Below are 12,460 nucleotides of genomic sequence, written 5' to 3'. Positions count from 1 at the left end.
GTGACGCTTGTTGATTGGCTGGAGCCTTGGTTTGTTGTTATCACCCAACCCGGTAAAACCGGCTTGTTGTTACTCAATCATATAGGTGTAACAAAGGTTAAGGCTGGCAGCCTGGACACGGCCCAAGCCGAATTTGCACGACCGTAAGTTGGATAAGCTGCGATGACCTTGCTCAAAAGTACCTTTTTATTAGAGTCTCTTTATCAAGAAGGTTTGCTCACATTCAAGACAGCCGGTGACTGTGCGGGTTATGTGCAACTTCAACTCCGGGTACCATGGGCTTTTGGCTATCAGGATCTGGAGATTACGGTCTGGATCCGGCCAAATATTACGAATAATTTTTTCGTAACACTACTCCCATTCCCCCCGGTGCAACAGCATAAAAAAACGCCAAAAGCAAAAAGTTTGCTTCAGATCACACCCGCCGAGAAGGAAAAAGACATTTTGTGGCAAAGCTTGTGTAAGCTCTATTGATTAAAGGTGTTTTTCAAAGAGACAGCCATGACAGATGAAACCCAACGCTTTACCGTTTCCCTCCCCCAGTCGTTATTTGAAGAGATAGAAACTGACAGCCGCGAGCGTGGCTATCAATCCCGCTCCGAGTATATCCGCGATCTGTTTCGCGACAGGATAGTCGATAAGCAGTGGAACAACAGCGTGGAAGACGTTGTCGGCGTACTGACTCTGGTGTTTGACCATCACCAAAGAGGCCTGACTGAAAAACTGATTGAGATCCAACACCACCATCTGGTGCATGTGCTCTGCAGCACCCATGTCCATATAGATCACCACAGATGTTTGGAAACCATTATCCTCAAAGGGCAAGCCTCTGAGGTGAATAAACTGGTCAACCAAATCGCCGCCCTGAAAGGCGTTAACCTTGCCCGTTTGAGCCGCGCGGGTATCATCTAGTTTCAGCTCTTGGACCCTCTCCAGACACTTTTCCCTAACGCCGGGCAAAACTTCATGCCCGGCAGAAACGTCAGCGACACTGAAAACCCAACCCTTTCCAGCCGTTAAACCATAAGCCTGACATGGCAGCAACTTGCAACCGAATCTTGCAACGCTGACGGCAAGGTCTGAGTATTACGAATATAAAATTTTTCATACTCATTATTGAGAATTTGATCTGCCTCAACAAATCCCTTGGCTGAGTTTCTATAATCATCGCCGTATTAATAAGTGATGTAACTTAGCGCACTCATACAAATCACACCTTTTTGAATGCGCGGCAATGGAAAGTTAACCCTGTTAACTGTTGCCAAATCTTCACTCAGTCTTTTTAGGGACTATTGAGATGTTTATAAGTTACTCTTTTAAGCGGGCACTGCCTTGGTTGCCCTTTGGTATTATTGCCGCCAATACACTGCTGGTGCCGGTTGGCCAGGCCGATGAAGCCATGGAGATCATCGCCGTCAACGGCACCCGCTATCAGGATGATTCTGTGTTGGCCCTCAGCCATACAGGCCAGAGTCTGACGGTTATCAGCCGCGACATGATAGTGTCGGCCGGTGCGGTGGACATCAACGAAATCCTCAACCAGTTTGTGCCAGGGCTCTTTGCCAACGGTCGCAATGGCCGCCACACCGATACCGACTACTCGCTTCAGGGCAGTCGCCCTGTGGATATACTCTGGCTATTGGACGGCAACCGCCTCAATAACCGCCTCTATGGCTCCACCTATACCGACAGCATTAACCCCATGATGATAGAACGTATTGAGGTGATCAAAGGCGCTCAGGGTTTGATCTACGGCTCGGATGCCATCGCCGGAGTGGTCAACATCATCACCCGCGACAGTCATGGCGAGCAAGGTGGCGAAGTCAACTTGAGCGCCGATACCCTCACCAGCTATGATCTCGGCGCTTATGTCAGTGGCGGCAGCGATACTCTAAGCTACAGCCTCAGCGGCAGCTCCAGTCAATCGGACGGTTACGCATTCTGGGAAGATGACGAGTACTCGCCGGTAGCCGCAGAGGATAAAGACCGGGGTTATCGCATGATGAATATAGGCGGCAAGCTCAATTGGCAACCTTCTGCCCAGCACAAAATCACCCTGTTCGGCCAATACAATAATGGCGTGCTGGAGCGGCCTTTGGCCTACAGTGCCATCGTCTCGGAGAACGAGCGCAAACAGACACTGGCCTGGCTCGGTTGGCAATATCAGGCAACTGATAAGCTGAGCCTGGAGACCCGGCTTCACTATCAAAACTGGGACTCCTATTACTCTGAAATCACTCTGGAGCCGGATGGCAGCATGACTATCCCCTACCGGGATGCCTACTGGGGCTTTACCGACAAGGGCGCCAAGGTCAGCGGTCGTTATCAGGCAGATTCGGGGGACAGCTGGCTCGGCGGCATCGAGTGGCAAAGCTATTATGGCGCCGATGAAGTGATGGAGCTGCAAGCGCCCACCGACGATACCAAGGCCGCCTTTTTGCAATACAAGCCGCATTTTTCCGCCCTGCCCGGCACAGTGCTGGCGTTGGGGCTCAGGTATAACCGCCTGGCCAACAATGAAGATAAATGGGTGGCTTCACTGGGACTTGAACAAGAGCTTGGACAAAATTGGCAACTGAAAGCCGCCGTGGGCAATGGTTTTCGGCAACCCACTTCATCTGAGCTCTGGGCCAAGGTCGGTACTCTGGGCAACCCTGAACTTGAGAGTGAAGAGAGTATCAACACCAATCTGACCTTGGTCTATCAAGGCGACTTTACTTTCAGTGTCGAGGCTTACTGGCGCGAAACCGACAACCTGGTGGATAAACGGGAAATCGCCACCAATGTCTGGCAGTACGCCAACCTGGATGGCAAGGTTCGGGGTCAGGGGGTGGATATTCAATACATCATGAACCCGGCACAGGGCTGGCAACTTGAGTTATCCGGCAGTTATAACCGTGCCCGCGAGCGCGGCAAGGATCAGCAGATAGAGCGGATCCCGCAATACATGGGCTTTGCCCGCCTCAGTTGGGATGCCACTGATTCACTGAATCTTTATCTGCAGGGACGTTATGTCGGCGAGTTTACCGATTATGGCCTCAAGGCCGGCGACTATCTGCTGACAGGCATAGGCGCCGACTGGTGGTTGACCGCCAGCCAAAACCAGCAGTTAACACTGCGGATAGATAACCTGTTTGATGAGGACAACACCAGCGCTATTTTCAAACATGGGCACAAGGCCGAGTACCCTATCCCCACTCTGGGCGCACCGCGTACGGCGCAGCTAATCTACCGTTATCTGTTCTGATGTGTTGCCTTCTTTAAAAGCGAGCCGCAGCCCCGTTGGAGGCTGCGGCTTTTTCTTTCTGCTCGGCTTATTACTTATTTTTGCTCGACTAACTCTTAGCCAGGCAAAATGATCCGCACATCCAAGCCACGTTCGATGCCCGGTTGAATACTCAACTTACCCTTATGCAACTCGACAATTTGAGCACTGATAGACAGGCCAAGACCGGCGCCGGGAACTGACTCATCGGCAATCCGGAAAAAGCGCTCAGTCAACTGCCGACACTGCTTCAATGGCAGGCCTGGTCCTGAGTCCAGCACCTGGATAACCACTTGTTTGCTCTCTTGGCGCCCCTCTTGCCAGCAACTGACTTTGATTGGCTGATCTTTGCCCGAATACTTACAGGCATTTTCCAGCAGGTTTTTCAGCACCAGTTTCATATAGAAGGGATCGACACTGACACTCACCTCTTCCGGCAATTCCAGCTGCCAACTGTAATCGGCAATCAGCGGCAGCAGTTGATCCAGCACTTCCTGCACCATTACCGCCACCGGCGTTTGCGCCACTTCCAGCTCGGACAGGGATTCCACCCGAGACAGCAACAGCAACTGCTCTACCATATGGGTCATCTGACCAATGCCTGTGTCTATGGCATTGAGGTGCAGCTGCTGCTCGGCCTCGGTCTTGGCCTGTTGCCAGCCCTGACGGTGCAGTTTAATAACCGCCAACGGGGTTTTGAGTTCATGCGCCGCATCGGCGCTGAAACGCCGCTCCCGCGCCAGATTATCGCTGATACGGGTGATATAGGTATTGAGCGCGTCCTGCACAGGTACCAACTCTTTGGGCAGTTGCAACGCCAGCGGCCGCATATCCGCAGGGCTTCGGAGTTTGAGCCTGGCCGCCAGGCTCTCCAGCGGTTGCAGCAACCAATAGGAGAGAAACACCATCAGCAACGCCACTGCCGGCACCACCAACGCCGGGCCGATAAAACTGTTGCCCATGATCTGCTCCACCAGCTCACCGCGTACATCGTCTCTTTGGCCGGTAATGATCCATACGCCCAGATCATCGGAGAAATAACTGAGCAGATGCCAAAGCTCACCCTGGTAATAACGCTTGTGGTAACCGCGCTCGAATGGCGCCATGGGCTCAATGTCGCTGTTATCCGACCTTGCCATCAGTTGTTTGGCCGGGGTCCACATCTGATAGGCGAGTTTCAGCTCATAACTCAGCTCGGTGGCATCGGCCTGCTCGGTAAAGGTATTAACCTTGCCCGGGTTTACACTCAGGATCAGTGGGTTTTCCAACATATCCAGGCGATGATCCCGCCCCTGGGCACCATAGAACATCTCCAGCATCTTGGCACTTTGCAGCATCTGGGCATCGAACAGCTCTTCTATTTGGCGGCGAGAGTCCTGGGTGTTGAGGTAACTGCTGATGCCTACCGAAAGGCAGATGCCAAGCAGCATCAATGCCATCATCACCAGACGCAGGGATACCCGGCTCATTCTACTGCCACCAAGGTATAGCCTATGCCGCGCACTGTCTTGATAAGCTCATTGGCGGTTTTTTTACGCAGGTGATGAATATGCACCTCGATGGAATTACTGCCGACCTCGTCCCAACCATAGGTCAGCTGCTCAAGCTGATTGCGGCTGAGCACCCTGCCACTGGACTGGGCCAGTTCAAGCAGTAATTGATATTCGCGCCGCGACACCTGGATATGATGGCCGCGAAACAGCACCTGATGAGCATCCATATCGATAACCAGTGCCCCCACTTCCAAACGGTTTTGATTCAGACCATGTTGCCGCCTGACAATCGCCTTGATTCTGGCCACCAGCTCCCGCACATCGAAGGGTTTGGCCAGATAGTCATCGGCGCCGAGATCCAAGCAGGCAAGCTTGGTATCAAAGTCGGTGTTGGCGGTCAACACTATGGTCGGGGTATCTATGCCACGGCGGCGCCATTGGGTCAGTAGTTGGCGGCCATTGCCATCAGGCAAGCCCAAATCCAGTACTATGGCACTGAAGGTTTCATTAATCACAGCCGCCTCGGCTTGTTTGATACTGGTGACGTGATCCACCTGCATATCCAACTTGGCAAGGCTAAGCAATATCCCCTGAGCCAACAACTCATTGTCTTCTATCAGCAATATTCTCATGGGTATAACATCCGGTTTAGGTTGCCCCTATTTCGCAGCAGCGGCGCGCCTCTGTCAAGCTGAAGGCAAGAATCAAGCGGCCCGAAAAAGCCCAAATGGCAGCATAGTTACAAATAGTCAAAGAGGAGGCTGCTGATTTCGGCAATCGCGCCTCATTTAAGCGGTTATCTGATGACGCTGTACTCCAGTTGCTGCGCCTTGAGAAAATCTTCTGCCGCCGCGCCCTTTAACATGGCAAGGGTCGCCAACATGCCTGCCGTGATGCAGCTCGCGGCCTGAACCGTCACACTACGGGGCGCGCCCTGCACAGGGTAACCGCTGCGGGGATCCAGGATATGACCATAGCGGCGCCCCTGATGTTCAATAAAGCGGCGACTGTCACCACTGGTGGCCAATGCGCCCATGTTGAGCGATATCAGCTCCGCTGCCCGGTCAAGATTGGCAGGGTCTTCAATCCCCACCTGCCAACATCTGTTACCACTGACGGCGATATCGCCACCGAGATTGACCAGCACCTCGGTGGTTGCGGCCCTGGTCATACACAGCCCGGCAACCCTATCGGCGGCATATTCTTTTACCAGGCCGCCGAAGTCCAACGCCATGGCCTCTGGCAGCATAACCCAGGGCGGCTCTGTTATTTCTTGGACGCTTTTGTCTTCGACCTTGTCATCAAAATGGGGACTGAACTTGAGGTGTTGAAAGCCCACCCGGGACAAGGCATTTTTGATATCAGTCGAGCTCGGCAACAAAGTTTCTGACCTATTTCCCTTTTCAAAACACCAGAGCGCGAGCAGGGGGCCGGCGGTGATATCAAATAAGCCCTCACTCAGTTGCCAGCAGCGTTTGGCAAACTGCAGCAACGCCGTCGCCTCGCGGTCCAGCATAAAAGGCGCTCCGGCTGAATGATTGAGCCGCCATAGCCAGTTGCCCGCTAAAAAACGGCTGTACTTCTGCTCAAGCCTTTGGCATTCCTTGATAGCGGCTTGAGTGAGGCTGAGCGCCAAACGCTCGTCACCGCTTGCAATCAATAGCTCGCAGGGGCTGGCCATGGCGCGAAAACGGCCACGGAAACCAAAGTCGGTACGGCTAAGGCTCATCTCTGGCGCTGAGGTGTGGCTCTTGGTCAAAGGCTGCTTCCCTCCACTTTCTGTTGATTAAAAGCGGTAGCTGAGCTGGGCAATCACCGCCCTGAGTCTTGGAAACAGCTGCATATTGCCAAGCTCACCGGGCAATAAGGTGCCGTTGTTTTCACTCTGCTGCTGATAATATTCCAGGCGGTAGCTGAGCTCGCGACCCTCGCCGAGCTTATGCCCAAGCTTAACTCCGACCGTATAGGCTTGCAGCTCACCAAGGCGGTGGTCTGCGCTGGCGAATTCAGCTGAATAGCCGGGGATTGAGCCCTCATTCCGGAGCAACAAGGGCCGATAAAAGGATGCCGCACTCTGGCGGTAATAGCGCAGATGCAATTGACCATAGAAGCCATCAGAAAAATAATGCCTGAAGTGACTTTCCAGCGTGTGGGAATCCAGCTGCCAATCATCAAAAGTGTAGCGCCAGGAAAGGTCCAGCACGCCCCTATCGAGCGCTCCCTTGAGCAGCAAAAACAGGCTCTGCTTTTGCCGTGAGTCCGGCCTGGATTCATAAAGGTAACTCTGGGTGACACCCAGATTGTCCACCAGGCTCAGCACCTTGTAGGGGTCAGTCTGGTACCCCTTAACCAGGGAAAAACCATAGTTGCCCTGCAGTAGCCAGCGACGGTTGAGCACCTGGGTAAAACCCAGCAGCAGATCCAGGGTTTGCTTATGATCCGATCCGCCTTCTCTACTGGCCTCAAAGGCTTGTCTGAAGGCCGTTTCCGAGTCGTAGTCCACTCTTCTTGCCATGGTTGCAAGCGGCAAAGGTCGGCCGCCGACCGGATCTATGGTATCCAGGCCATAAGCCAACGCCAGGGAAGCGGTACTGTTGTTCTTGTTGAAGCTATGCTCCAGGGCGCCATTGACGCCGAGCGAAGTGTAATCATATTCCCGTGAGCCATAAACGCCGCCGGCCAGCTGCCAGCTATTTTCGAAGAGCTTGTACCAATCGGCACTCAGTTGCAGCCGCTTATCATCAAAGCTGTCATCCAACACCTGCTCACCGGCGGCTATCTGATATTCGCCGTTACCGGAAGGCCGGGTCAGAGTTTGGCTCTGTTGCTGCATTACGGCGCCCGTGGCTGATGCGCCGCTCAGGCTGTCGAACACCAATTTGATATCCAGGCCGCTGCTATCATCAAATTCGCCTTTGGCCAGCAGTACCCCTTCAAGAGTCGTCACCCTGTCCTGCTCGCCGTAAAACATCAACGCGGCTTCCAACTGCCAATCGGTAGCCTTGTCAGCACTTTTATCCGGGAAGCTGAGGTTATTGTCTGCGGCATACGCCGCACCACTGGCAAGCAGTGAGCTGCTGGCCAGTGTCAGCGCTGCGGCAATATTGGTTTCACCATTTTGCCGCTTCAATTGCATCCGCAGCCTCCTCCGGCGAATGCGCGGCCGCCACTGGCTCCCTCTTTACTGAAGTAGATATGATCGTCCAGCGCCAAGTCCAGCCTTTCGTGTGCCAGCGACATATCCTCTCTCGCCAACTGATCCCTCTCCCAAGGTTCAACCCCGAGTTGAGCACAAGCTGTCAACCCAAGAGTGGCAATAAGCGATAAGCCCAATAAACGCATCCTACGCATCTGTTACTCCTTTAACGCACGCTTGAGTTCAGCCTCATACTGGCTTTGTCGCTCGGTGAAAAAACCAACATGGCTACCGAGCAGTTTTCCATCCCGGTCAAATAGAAAACTTGAGGGCATCCCCTGTAAATCCAGTCTGCGCGCCAGTCGCCCTTCAGGGTCATAAAGCACATCAAAGTCGGCATCCAGTTGCTGGAGAAACTCTCTACCTAATTGGGAGTCAGTGTCCAGATTCACCGCGATTATGGCGAGGTCCGTCTCTCGGTATTTGTGATGCATCTGCTGCATCCAGGGGAACGATTTGCGACATGGCGCACACCACGAGGCCCAGAAGTCCAAATAAATCACCTTACCCTTGTAGTCATTGAGGCTGACTTGAGTTCCATCATCACGGCTTAACGCCAGCGCCAATGGGGACTGCAGCGTTTCCGCCTGTCCCAAACCACAAATAAGCAACATGAGTATCACAAATGACAGTTGCGACAATTTTTTGGCCTTCATCAGTTGGTTCCTCGACGTAAACTTGCAGTCTGTGGCTGCTACTTTAAAAAAACAGCCATAAAACGGATAGATAAGGATTTTAAGTTTGCCAATCAGCAAATCTTAAATGCCCAAAAAGAGATAGTTGGACAATTTGTCCACTATTAACAATAGCCATTTTGATCCCGATCATGTAATGAAAAAGTAAACATATCAAAAATCACACCCAGACAGAAATCTTGATGCATATCAACTTTAATGAGTCAGTTGCGACCTACACTCATAGGCGTGATTTGTGTGAGTTAAAAGCTATTACATTCTTATAAATAAAAGGTTCAACCATGGACACACATGCAGCCCTTTACGAGCAAGGACGGCAACGGCTGGAGAAATTGCGTCAGCTGCCCGCCCGCCAGGACAAATCTTTACAGGAACGTATGCTGGATCACGGCCTGACCCGCCGTGACTTTATGAAGTGGAGTGCATCGGTTACCGCCATGCTGGCGTTGCCCTTGCCCTTCTCCAACCTGGTGGCCGAAGCTGCCGAACTGGCCGATCGGGTACCTCTGATTTGGTTGCACCTGGCCGAGTGCACAGGTTGCTCCGAATCTCTGGTGCGTGCCGACACGCCGAATCTGGATTCGTTGATCTTCGATCATATCTCGCTGGAATACCACGAGACCCTGATGGCTGCCGCCGGCTGGCAAGCAGAAGAGAATCTGGAGCACGCCCTTGAAGCCTACAAAGGCAACTACCTGCTGGCGGTTGAAGGGGCTGTGCCAACGGCCAACAACGGCGCCTTCTTAACGGTCGGCTGTAAGGGCCACACCGGGCTTGAAATCATCAAGCACGCCGCCGAAGGCGCTGCCGCGATAATTTCTGTGGGTACCTGTGCCTCCTTCGGCGGGGTTCAGGCGGCAGCGCCCAACCCAACCGGTGCCAAGGGCGTCCATGAAGTGGTCAACAAGACGGTCATCAACCTGGGTGGCTGCCCACCGAGTGAAAAGAATATTGTCGGCACCCTGATGTACTTCATCATGTTTGGCAAGCTCCCTGCCCTGGACATGTTCAATCGGCCCAAGTGGGCCTATGGTGCCAGGGTGCACGACAATTGCGAGCGCCGTGGCCGTTTCGACGCCGGTGAATTTGTCGAGGAATTCGGCGATACCGGTGCCAAAGAGGGCTATTGCCTCTACAAGGTAGGCTGTAAGGGCCCTTACACCTACAACAACTGCCCGACCGAGCGCTTCAATCACCATACCAGTTGGCCTGTGCTGGCCGGTCATGGCTGCATGGGCTGCTCCGAGCCCAACTTCTGGGATGACATGGCTGACTTTGAAAAACCTCTTGGCAGACAACTGCTGCATGGCCTGGATGCCACCGCCGATACCATAGGCGCTGTCATTCTCGGTGCCACTGTGGTGGGTATCGGCGCCCATGCGGTTGCCAGTCTGTTTGCCGGTTCGAAGGAGGATTAATCAATGAACCAACGTGTAGTCATAGATCCCATTACCCGTATCGAAGGCCACCTGCGTGTTGAGGTGGAAGTCGATGAAAACAATGTGGTGCAAAAAGCCTGGTCTTCCTCCACCCTGTGGCGCGGTATTGAGGTGATCCTCAAGGGCCGTACGCCTATGGATGTGGGCCTTATCGTGCAGCGGATCTGCGGTGTGTGTACCTATTCCCATTATCGCTGCGGCACCGAAGCGGTGGAAAATGCCCTCGGGATGAAAATTCCGCTCAACGCCCGCTATCTGCGCTCCTTGATGCACACTTCACTGTTTATGCACGACCATATAGTGCATTTCTATCATCTGCATGGTCTGGACTGGGTGGATGTGGTTTCCGCTCTCAGTGCCGATCCCGCCAAGGCGGCTCAAGTAGCACTCAAGTACACAGACAAGCCGATTGCCGCCGGTGAAGGTGAACTCAGGGCCGTTCAGGAGAGAGTCAAAGGCTTTGTCGAAACCGGCAAACTTGGGCCTTTCGCCAACGCTTATTGGGGTAACGGTACCTATAAATTCACCCCAGAGCAGAACCTGATTGCCCTGTCGCACTATCTCAAGGCACTGGAAGTACAGCGGGTTGCGGCAGAGATGATGGCGATTTTCGGCGGCAAGCAGCCTCACCCTCAGTCTCTGGTGGTCGGCGGTGTTACCTCGGTGCGTGACATGCTGAGCCCGGCAAGATTACAGGAGTGGAAACAAAAACATGCCATTGTGGCTGACTTTATCGAGCGTGGTTACAAGGCCGATATCGTGATGGCGGCCGAAGCCTTCGGCGGCGAAGCCTCGGTACTGGGCGGCGTTAACATCAAGAGCTTTATGGCTACCAATGACTTTGTCACAGCCGATGGTGAGTATCTGTTTGAACAAGGGGTTATCCTCAAGGGCGACCTGGCCGGTGTCACCGATATCAACCCGGATCTGATTGCTGAAGATGTCACCCACGCCTGGTACAAGGCCGACAAGCCGCAACACCCTTACGATGGCACCACAATTCCGGATTACACCGGCTTTGTAGAGCGCGACACGGTTTACGGCAAACTGCCGACCCTGGATGGTGACAACAAATACAGCTGGGTGAAATCCCCCCGTTACCAAGGTGAACCTGTGGAAGTGGGCCCACTCGCCTGCCTGCTGGTGAACTATGCCAGAGGTAATCAAGTGGTAGTCGATGCCGTCAATGGTTTGCTGCAACGTACCGGCTTGCCGATTGAAGCCCTGTTCACCACCCTTGGCCGCACCGCGGCGCGTATGTTGCAAACCTCGATTGTGGCCAAAGAGGGATTGCGCACCTTCGACGCCCTGCTGACCAATATCCAGAGTGACGACAGCACTTATATCAAGCCTGAGCTCGACAGCAACAAAGAGTATGTCGGCCATGCCATGATTGAAGCGCCCCGCGGTATGCTCAGTCACTGGATCCGCATCAAGGGGGGACTGGTGGAAAACTATCAGGCCGTGGTGCCCACCACCTGGAACGCAGGGCCTGTGGATGCCAAGGGACAGATGGGGCCTTATGAGGCATCACTGATAGGCTTGAAACTTGAAGATCCCGCCAAGCCGCTGGAAGTGATCCGCATTATTCACTCTTTCGATCCCTGTATGGCCTGCGCCGTACACGTGATGGATTACAAGGGGCAATCCTTGGGCGAATTCCGTATCGATCCCAATGCCCGCTAAGGAGGAAGCGTCATGGCTACATCGAGTGTTTCCTATAAACAGGAGATAGTATTCAGCGCCGCGATCCGGATATTTCACTGGCTCAGAGCGCTGGCGATTTTGGTACTTGTGATGACAGGCTTTTATATCGCCTGGCCGTTTCTGGTAGCGCCTGAGTCCAGTGATGTGTTGGTGCAAGGCTGGATCCGCTTTGCCCACCTGATCTTCGGCTTTATCCTCTGTGCCATTACCCTGGCCCGCGCTTATCTGTTCTTCTTCAGCAAGAGCGATATTGAGCGGCGCTCGTTTCGGGATGTGATGAGCGTGAAGAGTTGGATAGTTCAGCTCAAGTCCTATCTGTGGATGGGTAAGCTGAACAAGGCCGGTGTCTATGGCCCACTGCAATTTATGACCTATCTGGCTGTGTCTGTAATGGCTGCGGTGATCTGTATTACCGGGCTGGTACTCTATGCCAACGTCTACCATCAAGGTATGGGCGGCTGGCTGTGGGATATCTCCGGCTGGATCACGGCGCAGATGGGTGGCCTGGCCATGGTCAGGATCTGGCACCATTATCTGACCTGGGCCTTTGTCATCTTCGTGGTTATCCACGTTTATATGGCAGTCTGGACAGGTATCCGCTTCAAACATAACTCAGTGGACTCTATCGTCTCAGGTTATGACTATCACCCGGACAAGCACTAGAG

At 53.5% G+C, this 12,460-nt stretch carries 12 protein-coding genes; 6 read left to right on the top strand and 6 right to left on the bottom strand.

Annotation, left to right across the window (positions count from 1 at the left end; translation table 11 throughout):
- The first annotated feature begins 162 nt into the window (after window positions 1–162).
- The 3 genes from ACF8D4_RS13825 to ACF8D4_RS13815 all read left to right on the top strand — a co-directional run bounded on the left by ACF8D4_RS13825 (window position 163) and on the right by ACF8D4_RS13815 (window position 3,247).
- Window positions 163–474, top strand: a complete 312-nt coding sequence (locus ACF8D4_RS13825) for a hypothetical protein (protein ID WP_101058742.1) — start codon at window positions 163–165, stop codon at window positions 472–474.
- Window positions 475–501: 27 nt separating this feature from the next.
- Complete coding sequence (nikR, locus tag ACF8D4_RS13820) at window positions 502–912, top strand: nickel-responsive transcriptional regulator NikR (protein ID WP_025010297.1); 411 nt, start codon at window positions 502–504, stop codon at window positions 910–912.
- Window positions 913–1,297: 385 nt separating this feature from the next.
- Window positions 1,298–3,247, top strand: a complete 1,950-nt coding sequence (locus ACF8D4_RS13815; RefSeq protein WP_081737113.1) for a TonB-dependent siderophore receptor — start codon at window positions 1,298–1,300, stop codon at window positions 3,245–3,247.
- Window positions 3,248–3,342: 95 nt separating this feature from the next.
- Here the strand turns inward: ACF8D4_RS13815 and ACF8D4_RS13810 are convergent, their stop codons facing one another.
- From ACF8D4_RS13810 to ACF8D4_RS13785, 6 genes are all read right to left on the bottom strand, one after another.
- The gene (locus ACF8D4_RS13810) at window positions 3,343–4,734 is read right to left on the bottom strand and encodes an ATP-binding protein (RefSeq protein WP_392465290.1); all 1,392 of its coding nucleotides are present in this window, start codon (window positions 4,732–4,734) and stop codon (window positions 3,343–3,345) included.
- A complete protein-coding gene (locus tag ACF8D4_RS13805; protein ID WP_025887320.1) occupies window positions 4,731–5,390 on the bottom strand; it encodes a response regulator in 660 nt (219 codons plus the stop codon). The genes ACF8D4_RS13810 and ACF8D4_RS13805 overlap by 4 nt, the downstream gene beginning before the upstream one ends.
- Window positions 5,391–5,554: 164 nt before the next feature.
- Window positions 5,555–6,487, bottom strand: coding sequence for an FAD:protein FMN transferase (locus ACF8D4_RS13800; RefSeq protein ID WP_392465321.1), 933 nt, complete (start codon window positions 6,485–6,487; stop codon window positions 5,555–5,557).
- Window positions 6,488–6,544: 57 nt separating this feature from the next.
- The gene (locus ACF8D4_RS13795; protein WP_392465288.1) at window positions 6,545–7,894 is read right to left on the bottom strand and encodes a DUF3570 domain-containing protein; all 1,350 of its coding nucleotides are present in this window, start codon (window positions 7,892–7,894) and stop codon (window positions 6,545–6,547) included.
- Complete coding sequence (locus ACF8D4_RS13790; protein ID WP_037436894.1) at window positions 7,885–8,109, bottom strand: DUF4266 domain-containing protein; 225 nt, start codon at window positions 8,107–8,109, stop codon at window positions 7,885–7,887. The genes ACF8D4_RS13795 and ACF8D4_RS13790 overlap by 10 nt, the downstream gene beginning before the upstream one ends.
- 3 nt (window positions 8,110–8,112) lie before the next feature.
- Complete coding sequence (locus ACF8D4_RS13785) at window positions 8,113–8,610, bottom strand: TlpA disulfide reductase family protein (protein WP_238336452.1); 498 nt, start codon at window positions 8,608–8,610, stop codon at window positions 8,113–8,115.
- A gap of 320 nt (window positions 8,611–8,930) precedes the next feature.
- On the opposite strand from ACF8D4_RS13785, the gene hyaA reads away from it, so the two are divergent.
- The 3 genes from hyaA to cybH are packed head-to-tail and all read left to right on the top strand — an operon-like array spanning window position 8,931 to window position 12,458.
- Window positions 8,931–10,067 (top strand): nickel-dependent hydrogenase small subunit, encoded by a 1,137-nt coding sequence (gene hyaA / locus ACF8D4_RS13780; protein ID WP_062793451.1) that lies wholly within the window; start codon window positions 8,931–8,933, stop codon window positions 10,065–10,067.
- Window positions 10,068–10,070: 3 nt separating this feature from the next.
- Entirely contained in the window at window positions 10,071–11,774 is a 1,704-nt protein-coding gene (gene hyaB / locus ACF8D4_RS13775; protein WP_208162255.1) for a nickel-dependent hydrogenase large subunit, read from the top strand.
- A gap of 12 nt (window positions 11,775–11,786) precedes the next feature.
- Window positions 11,787–12,458, top strand: a complete 672-nt coding sequence (cybH, locus tag ACF8D4_RS13770; protein ID WP_025887317.1) for a Ni/Fe-hydrogenase, b-type cytochrome subunit — start codon at window positions 11,787–11,789, stop codon at window positions 12,456–12,458.
- The last annotated feature ends 2 nt before the right edge of the window (window positions 12,459–12,460 follow it).

Origin of the sequence: Shewanella sp. YQ_9 (genome assembly GCF_043103185.1) — a bacterium.
Lineage (GTDB): Bacteria > Pseudomonadota > Gammaproteobacteria > Enterobacterales > Shewanellaceae > Shewanella > Shewanella algae.
Note: the sequence above shows the minus strand (reverse complement) of the source record. Positions and strands in the feature narration are given on the sequence as shown.